The sequence below is a fragment of the Cupriavidus pampae genome (genome assembly GCF_914271485.1).
Taxonomy (GTDB): Bacteria; Pseudomonadota; Gammaproteobacteria; order Burkholderiales; family Burkholderiaceae; genus Cupriavidus; species Cupriavidus pampae.
In genome coordinates, this window is sequence record NZ_CAJZAG010000004.1 from 159,353 (window position 1) to 177,858 (window position 18,506).

Genomic DNA, 18,506 nt, shown 5'->3' on the forward strand with positions numbered 1-18,506 from the left:
CTCAGACATCCCCACTCCGCAGCGCCGCGATGCGCGCGCTGACATCGTCGCGCACAAATATCTCGCGCACATCTCCCGCGAGCCGCCGTTGCCAGTTGGGATGCCCGCTGGTCGTGCCCGGCAGATTGGGCTGCTCGTCCGCGCCGACGAGGTCTTCGATCGGCACCAGTCGCAGCGGCGTGCGCGTGCGGCCGAGCCACGCCAGGATGGCCTCGATCGGCGCGGCCTCGGGAGGCGTGTCACGCTTGCCACCCTCGCCACCCTCGCCACCCTCGCCACCCTCGCTCCAGCCCGCCTCGACCAACACCTGCCACAACGCTGCGCGATCGGCCGCGCGCACGGCCATCGCGCCCGCTTCGGTTTCGTCCGGCGCCAGTTGCGACAGCCGCGCGCGCCAGGCGATATCGCGCCCGGCCCACCATCCGGCGATGGTCGGCAGATCGTGCGTGGTGGTGGTGGCCACCGCCTGCGCGGGCCACTCGGCGGCAGGCGTGAAGCGTGCTGTGGTGCCGACCAGGGGCTGTGCCTCGCGTTCGAACCACAGCACGTCGATGCCCAGCACCCCGCGCGCAGCCAGCGCCGCGTTGAGCGAAGCGGGCACGGTGCCGAGATTCTCGCCGATGATGATCGCGCGATGTCGCCACGACTCCAGCGCAACCAACCGCAGCAGATCGTCGAGCGGATAGCTAAGGTACGCACCGTCACGCGCGGACGCGCCCTCGGGCACGAGCCACATGCGCGCAAGCCCAAGTACATGATCGATGCGCAGGCCACCCGCATGCGCAAGGTTCGCACGCAGCATCTCGATGAATGCGCCATAACCATGCTGCCGCAAGCCGCGCGGCGAGAACACCGCCACGCCCCAGTCCTGCCCCAGCGGGTTGTACACATCCGGCGGCGCACCCGCATGGAAGCCGTTGAGTACTTCGGCCTGGCGCGTCCAGGCATGGCTTCCGCCGGGGTCGGTACCCACCGCGAGATCGGCGATCACGCCAATGGCCATGCCGGCGGTGCGCGCACGTTGCTGGGCCGTGGCCAGGCCATCGGCGGCGAGCCATTGCAGAAACGTATGAAAGGCCACCGCATCGGCATGATCGCGCGCAAACTCGGCCACGCCCGCGCCGTGCGGGTCGTGCAATGCCGCCGGCCATTTGCGCCAGTCGGCCCCGGCCTCAGGATCACGCTGCAATTGGACATACTGCAGCGCTTCGAAGCAGGCATGCGCGTGCAGTGCATTGCCGCCCAGCGCGCGGAACGCCGAGTAGCGTTGCTGCGCTTCCGGTGGCAGCAGCTCCGCGTGCCGCTCCCATAGCCAGCGCAGCACCGCATAGCGCGCGGTGGACAGCGTCGGCCAGTCGATCTCATCGCGTGCGTCGGCAGTCTGGAACGTATCGTTCAATGCCAGCGCATCGCGCGCGGCCGCCGCGGCCTCCTCGCCGAACGCCGCGGCGGGGTCAACATAGAGCGGATTCAGGAACAGCCGGCTCGAAGGTGAGTAAGGACTGTAGCGCGACGGCAGCGCGGCAAAGCCCGCGTGCAGAGGATTGATCGCCACCGCCTGCGCCTGCGCGCGGGCCGCGGCTTCACACACTTCGGCGAGCGCGGTCAGATCGCCAAGGCCGGCGGGGGCGTCGCGCCGCAGCGAATAGAGTTGCACCGCGAGTCCCCATGGCTTGCCTTCGGCGGTTCGCATTCCGACGTCGATGCGCTCAGCCAGCGCATCGGCCACGCCATAGCAGCGCGCCGGCGCCACCGCGATGATCGTATGGAGATCGCCGATCAGCAGCCGGTGGTAGCCGGCTACCGCGATCGGCGGCAGTGCGAGCAGGCCGCCGCCATCGATCTCACTGGTGCCGAGCGTACCCGCGCTGGCGGTGGGCTCGATACGCCGCGCCACGCCTTCCACCACGCTGCCGTCCTCGAGTTCGAGCCGATACGGCCGCTGCGCGAGCGCATCGCGCCACGGCACATGCACGGGGTGATCGACGTCGGCCGTGATCAAGGGGGGCAATGCATGCGCGGCATCGTCGGCGACAAGGCGCGCGCGCGAGGCCTCGCACTGGCTTGCGTCCGCGCACGGCAGATCCATCGCCGCGAGTACGGTACGAATCGCCTCGGGTGACAGCACCTGCGGATGGCCCCATGCATCGTCCCAGCGCGTCTGGAGTCCCGCCTGTGTGGCCAGCGCCTCGAGTGCGTCGAGTGCATCGAGTGCATCGGAGCTATGCGATGTCGTCATGGTCAACCGTTCTCGTCCCTGGATACGTTCGCGGCCAGCAGTACCGCGCCATGTGCGGGCACGCGCTGCGCGGCCCGCCCGTCCGCGCCATTGCGCACGGGCGCCTCATCGTTATCGGGCGCGGTGCTATCGAACAGCACGCGCCACTGCGTGCCGGGGGGCGGTGGCCGGAACTCGACGTCCGTGCCGCCCGCGTTGAGGCACAGCAGAATCACCTGCACCGTGTCGTCATCGGTATGGTTGCCATGCGCGGCACGCCGCAGCGCCAGTGTGCGCTCTTCGGGATTGGCCCACTGGTCGGGGCTCAGCTCATTGCCGTCCGGGTCGAACCACGCAATATCGGCGAGACCGGGCGCGGGGCGAGTGCGGCCGTGCACGAAGCGGTTCTCGGTCAGCACCGGCAGTTGCTTGCGAAGTGCCAGCAGCCGTCGCACGCAGCTGAGCATTGCGGCATTGGCGGCATTGGCAGGATCGGCCGCATCGTTCCAGTCCAGCCAGGAAATCGGACCATCCTGACAATACGCGTTGTTGTTACCGTTCTGACTGCGGCCCCACTCATCGCCGGCCGTGATCATTGGCGTGCCCTGTGAGAGCAGCAGCGTGGTCATCAGCGCGCGCGCTACGCGGCCGCGCGTATCGAGGATCCTGGCATCGTCGGTTGGCCCCTCGACACTGCCGTCGGGGCTCCAGTTCGCGCTCGCGTTGTCGTCGCTGCCATCGCGATTGTCCTCGCGATTGGCTTCGTTGTGCTTGTGGCTGTAGCTCACGAGGTCCGCCAGCGTAAAGCCATCATGCGCGGTAATGAAGTTGATGCTCGCCCACGGCTTGCGATGGCGCCGATCGAACAGGTCCGCGGAACCCGTCAGCCGCGCCGCAAGCTCGCCGCGCTGGCCCGCATCGCCGCGCCAGAAGCGGCGCGTGTTGTCGCGGAACTTGTCGTTCCACTCGGCAAAACCGGGCGGATGATTGCCAACCTGATAGCCACCGGGCCCGAGGTCCCACGGCTCGGAGATCAGCTTCACGCGCGACAACACCGGGTCCTGCAGCAGCGCATCGAAAAAGCCCGAGCCAGGATCGAAGCCCTGTGCCTCGCGCCCCAGCGTGCTGCCGAGGTCGAAGCGAAAACCATCCACGTGGAAGCATTGCACCCAGTAGCGCAGCGAGTCCATCACCATCTGCAGCACGCGCGGGTGCGACATGTTCAGCGTGTTGCCGCAGCCGGTGTCGTTGATGTAGTGACGCTCGTCGCCGGGCATCAGACGGTAATAGCTGGCGTTGTCGAGCCCGCGCCACGATACGGTGGGACCGAGTTCGTTGCCCTCGCACGTGTGGTTGTAGACCACGTCGAGAATGACTTCGATGCCTGCCGCGTGCAGCCGTCGGATCGCCACCTTCATTTCATGCAGCTGATTCGTCGACAGATACTGCGGCTCGGGCGCGAAGAACGCGAGCGAGTTGTAGCCCCAGTAATTGCGCAGGCCACGCTCGATCAGAAAGCGGTCCTGCAGGAACGCGTGTACCGGTAGCAACTCCACCGCCGTTACGCCGAGCGCATGCAGATGATCGACGAAGCGCGGATCGGCGAGGGCCGCGAACGTGCCCCGCACATGCGGCAGCAGATCCTCGCGCAGCATCGAGACGCCTCGCACATGCGCCTCGTAGATCGTGGTCCGCGGCCACGGAACATCAGGCGGACGATCGTCGCCCCAGTGAAAGCTTTCGTCGACGACCACGCCCTTGGCCATCATCGGCGCACTGTCGCGGCGATCGGGCGTGAGGTCGGCGCGCGGGCTGTTGAGCCGATAGCCGAACAGCGCATCGGACCAGCGCACCGGTCCACTCAACTGGCGCGCGTAGGGATCGAGCAACAGCTTGTGCGGGTTGAACCGATGGCCGCGCGCGGGCTCGTGCGGGCCGAACGCGCGATAGCCGTAGGTGGTACCGAGCGGTGCGTGCGGCAGGTAGCCATGCCAGATCTCGTCGGTGCATTCGGGCAACTGCAGCCGCTGCATCTCCCGGCGGCCGTTCGCCGAGAACAGGCACAGGTCGATGCGGCTCGCATTGGCGGAGAACACCGCGAAGTTGACCCCCAGTCCGTCCCAGTGGGCACCGAGCGGATAGGGTTTGCCGGGCAGCAGGCGGTCGATGGGGGCGCTCGCCATGAAGAAGGCTCCTTCCTGTGATGTCGCGATTGTTCTGAAATTTATTCTGGGCGCGTCGCCAGGCTGCATTCACCACCAGTTACCCCGCGTAGCGAAGGATCAACGTCGCCAGCGGCGGCAGCGTCAGCGTCAGCGAGGCCGGTTGCCCGTGCGAAGGCGTGTCGCCTGCCTCCACGCGCCCGCCGTTGCCGAGATTGCTGCCACCGTAGTACGCGGCGTCGGAGTTCAGACATTCCTCCCACACACCGGGGAACGGCACCCCGAGCCGGTAATCGGGCCGCGGCACTGGCGTCATATTGACCACCACCAGCACTACCTCACGGCTGCCGCGGCCGGCGCTGCGCAGATACGCGAACACGCTGTTCTGATGGTCGTCGCCGACCACCCACTGGAAGCCCTCGGGGTGATGGTCCATCGCATGCAGCGCGGGCAGCGCGCGATAGAGACCGTTCAGGTCACGAATCAGCGAATGCACGCCGCGATGCGCGGGCTGGTCCAGCAGCGCCCAGTCGAGCTCGTCGTCGTGATTCCACTCACGCCACTGCGCGAACTCGCCGCCCATAAACAACAGCTTCTTGCCCGGATGGGTCCACATAAACGCGTAGTAGGCGCGCAGATTGGCCAGGCGCTGCCAGTCGTCGCCGGGCATGCGACCGATCATCGAGCCCTTGCCGTGCACGACCTCGTCATGCGACAGCGGCAGCATGAACGCCTCCGACCACGCGTAGACCATGCCGAACGTCATATTCGAGTGATGCCATGGTCGATGGATCGGCGCGTGTGCCATGTATTTCAGCGTGTCGTGCATCCAGCCCATGTTCCACTTGAAGTTGAAGCCGAGTCCGCCCGACTCCACGCTCGCGGTCACGCCGGGCCATGCGGTGGATTCCTCGGCGATGGTCAGCGCGCCGGGACAGCGTTCGTGCACCACGGTATTGAGTTCGCGCAGGAACGCCACCGCTTCGAGGTTTTCGCGGCCGCCGTAGCGATTTGGTACCCATTCCCCCGCTTCGCGGCTGTAGTCGCGATAGAGCATCGACGCCACCGCATCCACGCGCAACGCATCGATATGGAAGCGTTCGAGCCAGTGCAGTGCGCCGGCCAGCAGAAAGCCACGTACCTCGTTGCGCCCGAGGTTGTAGATCAGCGTGTTCCAGTCCTGATGGAACCCTTCGCGCGGGTCTTCGTGCTCGTAGAGCGCGGTGCCGTCGAAGCGGGCCAGGCCATGCGGGTCGGTCGGAAAGTGTGCGGGCACCCAGTCGAGCATCACGCCGATGCCGGCCTGATGACAGCGATCGACGAACGCCGCGAACTGTTCGGGCCGGCCCAGACGCGCGGTGGGCGCGAACAGCGACAACGGCTGATAGCCCCACGAGCCGCCGAACGGATGCTCGGTCACCGGCAGCAATTCGATATGCGTAAAGCCGAGATCGCGCACGTACGGCACCAGCCGATCGGCGAGGATTTCCCAGCCGCGTTCGGGATCGTTGGCGGCGCGCTGCCACGAGGTGACGTGCAGTTCGTAGACCGACATCGGTGCCGCATAGGGATTGGCCGCCGCGCGCTGCCGCATCCATTCGTCGTCGTTCCAGCCGAACGGCGGCGCGCTGTGCCCCGCGCACGCGACGACCGACGCGGTAGCCGGCGGCGCTTCGGTCGCGAGCGCGAGTGGATCGGCCTTGTCGGGCAACGCGGAGCCATCGGCACCGATCAGATCGAACTTGTAGCGCGAGCCGGGGCCTGCGCCGAGCGCGGACGGGATAAACAGTTCCCACACCCCGGAGCCGTGCCGCACACGCATCGGATGCCGCGTTGGGTTCCAGCCATTGAAATCGGCGATCACGGACACGCGCTGGGCATTTGGCGCCCATACCGCGAAACGCACACCGACCTCGCCCTCGACGGTCATGCATTGCGCGCCCAGACAACTGCCGAGTTCGAGATGACGGCCCTCGTTGATCAGGTGCAGATCGAGTTCGCCGAGCAACAGGCCGAACGCATAGGGATCGGCGGTGACCTGCTCGCCGCCGTCGGGCCAGCGAATGCGCAACCGGTAGTCGCGCGGCACAGGCGGGCTCTTGCCGAAGCCGGGCAGACGGCCCGCGAATACGCCAGCGTCATGGAGCCGGGTCATTTCGACGATCGAGTTGCCGTCGGCATCGGTGAGGAAGGCCGCGTTCGCGCCGGGCAGCAGCGCGCGGATCAGCACGCCGTGCTCGTCACGATGGGGACCGAGCACACCGAACGGATCGGCGAGCCGACCGGCCAGCAGAGATTCCAGCACAGGCGCGGGAAGAGTGGGCGGGTCGGCCTTCAGGGGCGACTCCGCGAGTTCATGACTGGCCATCGATGGCTCCGGTTCCCAGCAGTTTGCGCACGAGGCGAGCGAGGCCACTGGTCGGCAGATCGATCCACGCGACGCGATTGGCGGCTTCATAGCCGACCTCGTAGGCGGCACGTTCGAGCAGGAACAGGTCGAGCAGCGGCTGCAACTGCGCTGGCTCTACCCACGTGCGCTCGGCCTGCCGCATGGTTTGCTGGTAGCAATTGAGGAACGCGCCGCCGGCCGCGTTATGAAAGCGTTCGAGCAGGCCCGCCCGGCGTTCCGCGAGCGCCGGGGGCAGCGTCACGTGCGTACGCTCACGGCGATCGGTGCCGACGGTAGCGGCCGCGTAGTCGAGCGAACGCAGCAGGCCGGCGACGTCGCGCAGCGGCGATGTCTTGCGGCGGCGGAACGCCAGCGGCTGGCGCGGCTCGCCTTCGAAATCGACGATATACGTGTCGCTCTGCGCAATCAGGACCTGGCCCAGATGAAAGTCGCCATGGATGCGCGTCTGCAGGCTGCCCGGCGCGGCGGCCGCAAGGCGCGCCACGAGGCGCGGCAGCTCGGCGCGCGCGCTCAACAGCGTATCGATGTCGTCGGCGAAGGCGCCGCGCGCGTCCGCGCGTCGCGCCTCGAGCAGACCCAACGCTTCCTCGAGCGAGGCCAGGGCCTCCTGCGCCCAATCGTCGGCCTGCGCGTCGGCGGCCACCTCGGGCGCAAACGATGCGTCTTCGCTGGGTTGCGCCAGCACGGCATGCAGCTCGGCCATGCGCCGGCCAAGCGTGCCGATCATGGTTGCGTAGCCGCTCAGCGCCTCGTCGAATTCATCCTCGCCCCGCTCGACATGCAGCGCATCGTCGATCGTGCGGCCGAGGTAGTCGAGCGTCCAATCCCAGCCATCACCCTGATTGAGGATGTAGCCCTGCAGCAGCATCAACGTGTAGGGCATGCCCTCCGCATTGGTGCGCACGACTTCGCCGAGCAATGGCGCGGAGTGGGTATAACCATGACTGGTCAGGTAGCGCGTCATTTCCGCTTCGGGATGAATGCCACCCGCGATGCGACGCACCATCTTGAGCACACCATAGTTGCCGTAGGCGAGCGAGCTGTTGGACTGCTCGGCGGACATCCATTGCACCGGTTCGTGCTCGAGCGAAACATCCGCCAGGCCGGGCTCGGCACGGAAGCGGATGACGCCGCGCGCGGTCTCGACTTCGGCGCCGCTACGCAACGACGCGACGACCTGGCGCGCGAACGGCTCGATCACGAAGCCGTCGGTGGCGATGCCGACGCGCGCGCCACGGCGCACGCGTGCCATCGACAAGCCGGAGGCGAGCTGTGACAAGCCGTCCTGACCTTCGCGGTCCCATAGCAGTGCCACCGGCAATTGATAGCACTCGGTCCGCGTGGGCAGCACCACCTCCACTTCGCAGTGGAACACTTCCTCGCTCGTGCCGGACTTGGCGAACGGCCATGCATAGGCCACGTTCACGCGCTCGATGGTTTCGCCCTTCGAGGCAAACCAGCGACGGCGCGCGAGGTAGTGGGGCAGTACTTCGGTGGTGAGCGCGCGGCGCGCGGACTCGGTGAGCTCCGAGCGTCCAGCCACGTTCTGCACGACAAGCGTGATCTGGTCGGTCATCTGTTCGGGGGCATCGACGTGCCACGAAGGAGGTTGCGCGTTGTCGCTGAGCACGAACCAGTAGAAGCCATAGGGCGGCAACGTGAGCAGGTACGTGAGCTGGCCGATCGCCGGGAACGGCGTGGCGCCGAGCATCTCCACGGGCACGCGGCCCGCGAACGCGGACAGGTCGAGCTCCACCGCCTGCGGCGCGCGCGACAGATTGGCGACGCACAGGATGTGCTCGCCGTCGTACTCGCGCAGATACGCGAGGATCTTGCGATTGCCGGGAAACAGAAAGCGCAGCGTGCCACGGCCGAATGCGCGATGCTGACGCCGTAGCGCGAGCATGCGGCGCATCCAGTTGAGCAGCGAATGCGGGTCGCGGTTCTGCGCCTCCACATTGACCGCTTCATAGCCGTACAGCGGCCCCTGCAGCGGCGGCAGCACCAGCCGCTCTGGATCGGCGTGCGAAAAGCCACCATTGCGGTCCGGCGACCATTGCATCGGCGTGCGCACACCGTCGCGATCGCCGAGGTGGATGTTGTCGCCCATGCCGATTTCGTCGCCGTAGTAGATCACGGGCGTACCCGGCATCGAGAACAGCAGGCTGTTCATCAGTTCGATGCGGCGACGATCGCGTTCCATCAGCGGCGCCAGGCGGCGGCGAATGCCGAGGTTGATGCGCGCGCGGCGGTCGGAGGCATAGACCTCCCACAGGTAGTCGCGCTCGCTGCTGGTCACCATCTCGAGCGTGAGCTCGTCGTGGTTGCGCAGGAAAATCGCCCACTGGCAGTTCGGCGGTACCTCGGGGGTCTGCCGCATGATGTCCGTGATCGGAAAGCGGTCCTCGCGCGCGATCGCCATGTACATGCGCGGCATCAGCGGAAAGTGGAACGACATATGGCATTCGTCGCCGGCAATCCCGTCTGGACTTGCCGCGCCGGTCACGTCCGCCGTGGCGCCGCCGCTCTGGCCGCCGAAATACTGCTGCGCATCCTCGGGCCACATATTGGCCTCGGCCAACAGCAGTCGGCCTTCATAGTGCTCGTCGAGATGCTTGCGGATCTGCTTGATCACCGCATGCGTCTCGGGGAGGTTCTCGTTGCTCGTGCCTTCGCGTTCCACGAGGTATGGCACCGCATCGAGCCGCAGCCCGTCGATGCCGATATCGAGCCAGTACCGCATGACCGACAACACCTCGTTGAGCACCTGCGGATTGTCGAAGTTGAGGTCGGGCTGGTGCGAGTAGAACCGGTGCCAGAAGTACGCGCCGGCCTCGGCATCCCAGCTCCAGTTGGATTTTTCGGTATCGCAGAAGATGATGCGCGTGCCCGCGTAAGACTGGTCGTTGTCGGACCACACGTAGTAGTTGCGCGCGGCCGAGCCGGGCTTGGCCTTGCGTGCGCGCTGGAACCACGGATGCTGGTCCGACGTGTGGTTGATCACGAGTTCGGTGATCACGCGCAGGCCGCGTGCGTGCGCTGCGGTGACAAACCGTTTGGCTTCGGCCAGCGTACCGTAGTCGGGATGCACGCCGCGATAGTCGGCGATGTCGTAGCCATCGTCGCGGCGCGGCGACGGATAGAACGGCAGCAGCCAGATGGTGTCCACCCCGAGGTTGACGAGGTAGTCGAGCTTGGCATGCAGGCCCGCGAAGTCCCCGACGCCGTCGCCGTTGGCGTCGAAAAACGACTTGATATGCAGTTGATAAATGACCGCGTCCTTGTACCAGAGCGGGTCGGCGTTGAGCAGGGCGGCGTTGGCGCGATCGGTTAGACGCTTCATGCCGTGTCTCCGGACGTTGTTGTAGGTTGTGGCCTGACGTGCCAGAGCGAAAACGGCAGCTCGTATGGATTCAGGCGGATATGTTGTGTCTTGCCTTGCCACGTGAAGCGGTGGCCGAACATCTGGTCTTCCACGAGCAGCGACGCATCGTCGGGCAGGCCCCATTCCCACAGCGGCAGTTCGATATCGGCTTCGCGCGGCGTGCGCGGATCGAGGCTGATGGCGGCCAGCAGGACGTCGTCACCGAAGGCCCCCGTCTGTTCCGCGCCGCTCGGCACGAAGCGCGCGAAGTACAGCACCGAGTCGTCGCTCGCGTGATAGAAGCGCAGGCCCAAATGGTTCTGCAGCGCCGGATGGCTGGAACGGATCTGATTGAGCCGCGAGATCTCGGCGACGATATTGCCGGGCTGACGCCAGTCGCGTGTGCGCAGCTCGTACTTCTCGGAGTCGAGGTACTCCTCCTTGGTCACGCCGTTGAGTACCAGTGGCGCGCTCTCGCAGACTTCGAAACCGTTGTACATGCCCCAGAGGCCCGACAGCAGCGAGGCGAGCGCCGCGCGAATCAGGAACGCGGGTCGGCCGCCTTCGTGCAGGAAGTACGGATTGATATCGGGCGTGTTGACGAAGAAGTGCGGGCGATAGATCTCGCGCATCGGCCCGCGCGTGAGCTCGGTCATGTACTCGATAAGCTCGGCCTTGGTATTGCGCCACGTGAAGTAGGTATAGGACTGCGCGAAGCCGACCTTGGCCAGGCGCGCCATCATCTTCGGCCGCGTAAAGGCCTCGGCGAGGAACAGCGTGTCCGGATAGCGCGCACGCACGTCCGCGATCATCCATTCCCAGAACGGCAGCGGCTTGGTATGCGGGTTATCCACGCGGAAGATGCGCACACCCTGTTCGGCCCAGAACATCACGACATCCCGCAGGGCCTGCCAGAGTGCCTCGCCACCGGGGGTTGCGTAGAAATCCACGTTGACGATGTCCTCGTACTTCTTCGGCGGATTTTCGGCATAGCGCAGCGTGCCGTCGGGACGATGCTGGAACCATTCGGGATGTTGCTTTAGCCACGGATGGTCGAGCGAACACTGGATCGCGAAGTCGAGCGCGAGCTCGATGCCGAGATCGGCCGCGGCGCTGCGCAGGCGCTGAAAGTCCTCCAACGTGCCAAGCTCGGGGTGAATCGCATCGTGTCCGCCCTCGGCGCCGCCGATCGCATAAGGGCTGCCGACATCGCCGGGTTCGGCTTTGAGGCTGTTGTTCTTGCCTTTGCGGTGCTCGATGCCGATCGGGTGGATTGGCGGGAAGTAGAGCACGTCGAACCCCATCGCGCGGATCTCGGGCAGGCGGCGAATCACGTCGGCGAAGGTGCCGTGGCGCGTGGTATCGCCGCTTTCGGAGCGCGGGAACAGTTCGTACCAGCTCGAAAAGCGCGCGGCGAGGCGGTCTGCCTCCACCGGCATCGTGGTGGGGAAACGGCTGAGGAACGGGCGTCCCGACGGATACGCCATCGCGGCGCGCATCGCGGCGTCGGTGCGCGGCGATAGCAGGATCTCGAGCCGCAGCGCGTCGTCACCGCGCGCGGCCTCCAGATCCGCGACGATAGAGGTTGCGTCTTCGATGTTGTGCCCTTCGGGCGCCGCCAGCGTGGCGAGTACCAACTGCGCGCCTTCCTCGATCTCGAGGGTCACATCGACGCCGGCCTTGCGTTTCTTGCCGACTTCATCGAGCCAGCTGCCGAAGCTGTCTTTCCACGCCTCGATCGTGTATTCGTGACGCCCCAGCGCGACCATCGGAAAGCTGCCGCGCCAGCGGTCGTTGACGATCGGCACCATCGGCGACGATTGCCACGTCGACTCGCCCGGTGCGCGCCAGATCACCGCCGCGGCGAGCTTGTCGTGACCGTCCATCCAGATATCGGCGCTGACCTCGACGCGCTCGCCGACCACGCGCCGCACCGCGAAGCGGCCGGCATCGCAGCTGGGCGCGAGGTTTTCGATGGCCACGCGCGGCGCGGCCATGGCGTCAGCGATCGTCACTGTAGGTTGCTTCGCACCGTTGGATCCGGCCTTGGCCTTGGCGCCGCGCTTCGGTTTTTCAGTCGCCGCGCGCGCGTTCACTGCGGGCAGTGCGCAGTAGATGCGAATATCCGCGGGCGCCAGCGTAATGGCGCCGCATGGATCGAGCGTCTCCTGCGGGGCCAGCGCACTGCCGGGTCCCCCCGTGCTCGGACGTAGCGTCGCGGCCGGTTGGGGCAGGCCTTGCAGGATACGATCCGCGCCGAATGACGCGGGGTTGTCGGTGCAGGGGTTGAGCACCACGGTGAGCGCGGCGGCGTTGGACTCACCACTGGCGTCGCTCTTGGCTTCATGACCGTTGGCGAGATGGCGCGGCAGCCGCGCCAGCACGGTCAGCGGTGCATCGGGCCCGCTGAGCTGGCGCAGCGCCACCGCGCCCGGTGCGCGCTGCGCACTGATCCACGCGTTGACTTCCATCACCTCATGCGAGAGATCGAACGGCGCATCATGTGTATCGTCGAGTTCGGGCAGGCCGCCGGTCTCGAAACCGGCCGGCACCAGCAAGCCGTCGCCGATCGCCGCAGCCGTCCACAACGCGCGGCGGGCCGCCAGCACATCGAGCCCATTGGGCGTGAGCGAAGGTGCGGCGAATACACTGCCGAAGCGGCGCAGTCGCGCGATTTCCTCGGTCAGCCACGCGCTGCGATAGTCCCACCAGGGCAGCGACGAGAACGCGCCATCGAACGGCGCCTGTGCAAGGTCATCGAGTTGCTGCGGTGTGCTGCCGGGCGTCCAGGCGAGAAAGATGCCTTGCGCGGCGCCACCGCGCCGGACTTCGCCCAGCAGCGTCGCCCAGTGTTCGCCAAGTACACGCGTCGGTGCACGACAGCAGAAACCGCTCACACCGGTGTCGAGCGCGTCGCGGATCTGCGTGGCCCACCAGCCCAGCGCGGCCGTAGCCACTGCCGGATCGTGCCAGCGCAGCCGCACGCCAGGCAGATGATGGTCGGTGGCATCGGGTGCGCCACCGGGCCGCGCATGGTCGAGCCACCCATCGTGATGGGCCGCGGCGTCTTGCGGAAAGCGATCGAGTGAAAGGTCGAGCAGGAGGCCGAGGCCATGGCGGCGGCACTGGGCGGCCACCGCGGAGAGGGATTCGGCGCGGTTGTGCGGCACCGACCATCCTGCCAGCAGCACATGATCGAACCCTAGCGTGGCGGCGCGCGTCAGCGCGGCGTCATCGATCGGTCGTGAGTCGGTCGGATTCAGTTGGCAAATTCGCACGTGACTTGTCCTTGGGCCGGCATAGATTGGACGAGGCACGCGAAGGCTGTGCCAGATCGGCGGAGGGTGGGCCAAAAACCCGGATGCCCTTGCAAGGCAACGGATCGCAAAGTGCGATGCACAAAACGAAGCGCGCCTCGCATGTAATTCCTACACGGGAGGCGCGCGTCTTTGCTTCAGAGTGAGCGTGGCGTCAGTTCGCTCGTTAGTTCGCCCGATACACGTCGAGACGGTTGTAGAGCGTCTTGAGACTGATACCGAGCGCGCGCGCGGCCTGGCGTTTATCGCCGTCGTAACGCGATAGCGTGGCGAGGATGATCTCGCGCTGCGTGTCGGCAAGCGTGGTGCCCACGCGCACGCTGACGACGCCATCGACCGTGGTCGGCCGCGGCGGCTGGTTGGCGAGGTTCGGGTTGCCGATCTCCACGAGCTTGTCGGCCAGGATGTACGCGCGGTACACGGCGTTCTTCAATTCCCGCACATTGCCGGGCCAGTCGTAGCGCACGAGGCGTTCGAGCGTACCCGCGGAGAAGGCCTTGTCGGTCTGCTCCATGGCGTTGAATTCGTTGAGGAAATGGCGCGCGAGCGGCACGATGTCCTCGGTGCGTTCCCGCAGCGGCGGAATCTGCAGCGGAAAGACTGCCAGGCGATACAGCAGATCCTCGCGCAGATGTCCGCTGCGCACGGCATCCATCGGGTCACGATTGGTCGCGGCGAGGATGCGCACGTCGCTGACCAGCAGCGTGTCGCCGCCCACACGCTGGAACGTCCGACTCTCGAGAACGCGCAGCAGCTTGATCTGCATCTCAAGTGGCATTTCAGTCACTTCATCGAGAAACAGCGTGCCAGCCTGCGCCTGTTCGAAATAGCCCGCCTTTTGCTCGAGCGCACCCGTGAAGCCGCCCTTTTCATGTCCGAACAATTCCGATTCGATCAAGGTCGGCGCGATGGCGCCACAGTTCACCGCGACAAACGGTCCGGTGCGGCGGTTGCTGCGTTCGTGTACGGCACGGGCCACCACTTCCTTGCCCGCACCCGACTCTCCGACTGCCAGCATCGTGATGTCGGTCGTGGCCACGCGATCGAGTTGACCGATCAGCCGCTGCATCGCGGGCGAGGTGGACTCCCACAGCAGGGAGACCTGACCGGGCACGGCACGGCGCGCCGGAGCACGTGGCGGCGGGGCGGTACGACTGGGCGGGCTGGTGACGGTAGTGGACACGGGTGTCGCCTTGACCGGCACGCCCCCGTTGATGATCGGAAAGAGGGGCGCAATCGCGTCGGCATTGGTAGTTGATGCCTCTTATGCTATCTGTTGACACAGGCAGTGGCTACTGCCTGCGCATGAATCGCGGCAAGGTCCGACAGCCGTGTCAGACGGACACTGGCATAAGGCCTCTGACCGCACCCGTACACTTCGGGTACTCTTTCCGACCTGCGCCCGCCGCCATCCCATTCAGACCATGCCTCATATCCTGATCGTTGACGACGACGAGAACGCTTGCGCCGCACTGGCCGAGATTGTCGCGATCGAAGGGTTTTCGTCGGCAACGGCTGGTAACCTGCGCGAAGCGCGCCTGCAAATTGGCTGGCGCATGCCCGATGCGGTGCTTGCCGACCTGCGGCTGCCCGACGGCAGCGGCATGGAATTGTTTGCCGAAGTGAGCTCGGCCGGGGTCGAGGTGATCCTGACCACTGGCTATGCCAGTGTCGAATCCGCCGTCGAAGCCCTGCGCATGGGCGCCACCGATTACCTCGTCAAGCCCATCAACGTGACCCGCCTGCAGGCGGTGCTCAAGCGTATCGCCACGACCGGTGAACTGAAGGCCGAAATCCATTCGCTGCGCGGCGAACTGCGCCGCTATGGCCGTTTCGGCCGGTTGCTTGGCAGTTCGGAGGCCATGCAGGCCGTTTATGACCAGCTCAGCAAGGTCGGCCCGACCGAGGCCACCGTGCTGCTGATTGGCGAGTCGGGCACCGGCAAGGAACTGGCCGCCCAGACCGTGCACGAGTTGTCGTCGCGCCGACGCCAGCCGTTCCTCGCGGTGAACTGCGGCGCGATTTCGCCGACGCTGATCGAATCCGAGATGTTTGGCCACGAGCGCGGCAGCTTTACCGGCGCCGACCGTCAGCACAAGGGCTACTTCGAACGCGCCGACGCGGGCACGCTGTTCCTCGACGAAATCACGGAGATGCCGCTCGAGCTGCAGGTCAAGCTGCTGCGCGTGCTGGAGACCGGCACGTTCATGCGCGTGGGCACCAACCGCGAATGCCATGCGGACGTGCGCGTGCTGGCGGCAACCAACCGCAATCCCGAGGAAGCCGTGGCCGAAGGCAAGCTGCGCGCCGACCTCTATCACCGTCTGAACGTGTTCCCGATCGAGTTGCCGCCGCTGCGGGTGCGCGGCGACGACGTGGTGCAGATCGCCAACACCATGCTCGAGCAGCTCAATGGAGAGCAGGGCACGCAGCGCCGCTTTGCCTCCAATGTGCTGGAGAGCCTGCGCATGCATGCATGGCCCGGCAATGTCCGCGAGCTGCGCAACTTTGTGCAGCGCGCCTACATTTTGGCCGATCAGGACATCATCACCGAAGTCCAGATTCCGCTGCAGGTGGCGGCCACGCCGTCGCCGGGCACGGCGGTGGTATCGGTGCCCGTGGGCATGTCGCTCGCGGACGCGGACCGTCAACTGATCTTCGCGACGCTCGAGCAGTGCGCGGGGGTGAAGAAGCACGCCGCGGAGATTCTCGGTATCAGCTTGAAGACGTTGTACAACCGGCTGGAAGACTATGCAGCCAAAGGCGAATTGCCGGAATGGCTGCGAGCCTCGCGTAACGGCGATAACAGCTCGCCGGCCGCGTGAACGCGGTCAGATCCGATGGTGCCGATGGCCCGTCGCGAGCGAAGCACGGTTCTTGCTTGATGCATCTTTGTATCAAGTGCTGCTGCCTGCGAGCGGGCTGGCAGGAACCGCATGAGTCAACGGGCTGGAACGCAAGAACACACGATGGCTGACGCACCGAATCCCACCCCACCGCCGCATATCGAGAGCGCCGCCGAAATCTCCACGCTGATCGAGCAGGCCGCGCATGACCTGCGTTCGTCGCTCAATGCCATCCAGAGCTGGAGCTATGTGCTCGACCGCTCCGTCGATGCGTTGCCGCCGCCCGCGCAGCGCGCGCTCGAAGGCATGCGCTCGGGCATGCAGCAGCAACTCGCGCTCATCGAGGAAATGGAGGAGGCGGTCCGCCTGCTGTTCGACGAGGCCCAGCCCACGTGGGAAACCACCGATCTGAGCGTCGCCTCCGAACAGGCGGTGGCTGACAAGCGCATCGCCGCGGAGGCGCGCGGCGTCCAGCTGATGCCGCTGGATTGCAAGCTTGCCGGTGGTGACGATTTCGTGGTGCAGGGCGATGTGCTGCGCCTGGCGCCGCTGCTGCGCCATCTGCTGATTCATTGCGTCTGGCGCGCCCCCGCCGGCGGCGTGGTGACCGTGCACCTGACCGCGGAGGCGACCTACGTCAAATTTCGCATCTCCGAAAGCCAGCCCGTCGATCGCTCGCGCGGCGCCAGCCGGCTGGCCACACTGACAGACTTCTTCGGGCGTCGCGCGCCGGTGGATGGCACGCCCACCCCGCGCCAGAGTACCGCGCTGCTGCTGACGCGCCGCATCGTCGAGATGCAGGGCGCGGAACTGACCGCCGAGAACATCAACTGCGATGCCGACAATGTCACCGTCTGCATCGCCGTGCGTTTCCCGCGCACCCCGTCGTACGCCCACGGCTGAGCGCCGCGCGCGCACTGCGCGCGCCTCCTTTCCTTATCCCCCGCAGCGCACCTCGCGCGCATTTCTTACCGGTCTCGCGCACAATGTGCATGCCGGTGGACGTGCGGCGCCACACGCGTGCGCGCGCGGGTCTCCGCTATGGATCTGGCGCGCAGTTTGCATGATGGAGGAAGAGCCACTATGGCTCGAAACCGAAGGAGAGACCGCCATGCAAAAAGCCAAAGCTTCCGCACAGGCCAGCAAGGGATCGCAGAAGCCCTCGGCAGGTGCTCACGAGAAGACATCCGGAAAAAGCAAGTCGAAACCCGATACGTACCAGTCGGCCGTCGATGAGTCGCTCGATATGACTTTCCCGGCCAGCGACCCGATTTCTCCGGGCGCTGCCGCACATGCGGAGCGGCAGACGCAGACGCACACTGATGACGTCGACTGGACGCTCAAGCGTGGCAGCGAGCATCAGCCCGCGGGCGAAAAGCCGGCGGCCGAGCGCAAGGGTACGACCGGCAAGCCTTCCGCGAAGAGCGCTGCGAAGAGCGCTGCAAAGAGTGGCGGGAAGGGTGCCAGGAAGAGTCCCGGAAAGAGCGCGGCAAAAAGCGCGGCAAAAAGCGGCAAGCCTTGAACAAGGGGGGAAACGATGTCTACGATCATTGCAGGACGCTTCGAAACCTTCGCCCATGCCGAGAACACTGCCAACCGCATGCTTGCACAGGGCTTCCGTCAGGATGATCTGAGCATGTTCTACGTGAATCCCCCGGGCCAGCATGGCACCTATCCGATCGGTGGCGACCGCGCGGTCGACCCCGCCGCGCGCGAGACAGGCAAGGGCGCCGGCCGCGGCATCATGTTCGGCGCGGCGGTCGGTGTGGGCGTGGGCGTCTGCGCGTGTGTCGCGATGCGCGCGTGGATGCAGGCCCCGCTGCAAAGCTGGTTGATGGTGCTGACGCTGGCCTTGACCACCGGCGTAGGTGCGTATCTCGGTTCGCTGATCGGCGCCCTCAACATGACCGGCAGCGAACGCCGCGATCCGCGCACCGGTGAGCCGCGTGTGCGCAGCTCTGGCGTATTGCTCGCCGCGCATGTCTCCGTCGATAACACCGCGCTGGCCACCGAGTTGTTGCGCACCGGCGGTGCCGAGGAAGTCGAACACGCCGAAGGACAGTGGCGCAATGGCCGCTGGGAAGACTTCGATCCGCTGGCGCCACCAAAACTCGCCGGGGTGGCCCCCAAGGGGGCCACCGAGCCCGGCGTAACGCCCATGGAGACGCGCTGACATGCTGGTACCCTTC

General features: G+C 66.2%; 10 protein-coding genes. 4 read left to right on the top strand and 6 right to left on the bottom strand.

What is annotated here, in order from left to right; translation table 11 throughout:
- Position 1 precedes the first annotated feature (1 nt).
- The 6 genes from malQ to LDO41_RS11590 form a co-directional block, all read right to left on the bottom strand.
- On the bottom strand, positions 2-2,239 hold the full coding sequence (gene malQ, locus LDO41_RS11565; protein ID WP_223987801.1) for a 4-alpha-glucanotransferase: 2,238 nt from the start codon (positions 2,237-2,239) through the stop codon (positions 2-4).
- A gap of 2 nt (positions 2,240-2,241) precedes the next feature.
- The gene (gene glgX, locus LDO41_RS11570) at positions 2,242-4,401 is read right to left on the bottom strand and encodes a glycogen debranching protein GlgX (RefSeq protein WP_223987804.1); all 2,160 of its coding nucleotides are present in this window, start codon (positions 4,399-4,401) and stop codon (positions 2,242-2,244) included.
- A 79-nt stretch (positions 4,402-4,480) separates the two neighbouring features.
- Positions 4,481-6,748: a 1,4-alpha-glucan branching protein GlgB gene (gene glgB / locus LDO41_RS11575; RefSeq protein WP_223987834.1), complete on the bottom strand. Its 2,268-nt coding sequence runs from the start codon at positions 6,746-6,748 to the stop codon at positions 4,481-4,483.
- Positions 6,735-10,133, bottom strand: a complete 3,399-nt coding sequence (gene treS / locus LDO41_RS11580) for a maltose alpha-D-glucosyltransferase (protein WP_223987892.1) — start codon at positions 10,131-10,133, stop codon at positions 6,735-6,737. Before treS ends, glgB begins: the two co-directional genes overlap by 14 nt.
- Positions 10,130-13,432 carry an alpha-1,4-glucan--maltose-1-phosphate maltosyltransferase gene (locus LDO41_RS11585; protein WP_223987895.1) on the bottom strand — a complete coding sequence of 1,101 codons (3,303 nt, stop codon included), beginning with the start codon at positions 13,430-13,432 and terminating at the stop codon, positions 10,130-10,132. The genes treS and LDO41_RS11585 overlap by 4 nt, the downstream gene beginning before the upstream one ends.
- Positions 13,433-13,637: 205 nt before the next feature.
- Positions 13,638-14,654, bottom strand: coding sequence for a sigma-54 interaction domain-containing protein (locus tag LDO41_RS11590; protein WP_223987898.1), 1,017 nt, complete (start codon positions 14,652-14,654; stop codon positions 13,638-13,640).
- A 241-nt stretch (positions 14,655-14,895) separates the two neighbouring features.
- Between LDO41_RS11590 and LDO41_RS11595 the strand changes: the two genes are divergently transcribed.
- From LDO41_RS11595 to LDO41_RS11610, 4 genes are all read left to right on the top strand, one after another.
- Complete coding sequence (locus LDO41_RS11595; protein ID WP_223987901.1) at positions 14,896-16,296, top strand: sigma-54-dependent transcriptional regulator; 1,401 nt, start codon at positions 14,896-14,898, stop codon at positions 16,294-16,296.
- Between the two features lie 144 nt (positions 16,297-16,440).
- Entirely contained in the window at positions 16,441-17,220 is a 780-nt protein-coding gene (locus LDO41_RS11600) for a sensor histidine kinase (protein ID WP_223987904.1), read from the top strand.
- Positions 17,221-17,380: 160 nt separating this feature from the next.
- Positions 17,381-17,839, top strand: coding sequence for a hypothetical protein (locus LDO41_RS11605; protein WP_223987922.1), 459 nt, complete (start codon positions 17,381-17,383; stop codon positions 17,837-17,839).
- Positions 17,840-17,854: 15 nt separating this feature from the next.
- Positions 17,855-18,490 (top strand): hypothetical protein, encoded by a 636-nt coding sequence (locus LDO41_RS11610; protein ID WP_223987927.1) that lies wholly within the window; start codon positions 17,855-17,857, stop codon positions 18,488-18,490.
- The last annotated feature ends 16 nt before the right edge of the window (positions 18,491-18,506 follow it).

Bases quoted from the DNA above. Each gene is read 5' to 3' on its own strand.
- malQ (WP_223987801.1), bottom strand. From the start codon at position 2,239: ATGACGACATCGCATAGCTCCGATGCACTCGATGCACTCGACGCACTC.
- glgX (WP_223987804.1), bottom strand. From the start codon at position 4,401: ATGGCGAGCGCCCCCATCGACCGCCTGCTGCCCGGCAAACCCTATCCG.
- glgB (WP_223987834.1), bottom strand. From the start codon at position 6,748: ATGGCCAGTCATGAACTCGCGGAGTCGCCCCTGAAGGCCGACCCGCCC.
- treS (WP_223987892.1), bottom strand. From the start codon at position 10,133: ATGAAGCGTCTAACCGATCGCGCCAACGCCGCCCTGCTCAACGCCGAC.
- LDO41_RS11595 (WP_223987901.1), top strand. From the start codon at position 14,896: ATGCCTCATATCCTGATCGTTGACGACGACGAGAACGCTTGCGCCGCA.
- LDO41_RS11600 (WP_223987904.1), top strand. From the start codon at position 16,441: ATGGCTGACGCACCGAATCCCACCCCACCGCCGCATATCGAGAGCGCC.
- LDO41_RS11605 (WP_223987922.1), top strand. From the start codon at position 17,381: ATGATGGAGGAAGAGCCACTATGGCTCGAAACCGAAGGAGAGACCGCC.
- LDO41_RS11610 (WP_223987927.1), top strand. From the start codon at position 17,855: ATGTCTACGATCATTGCAGGACGCTTCGAAACCTTCGCCCATGCCGAG.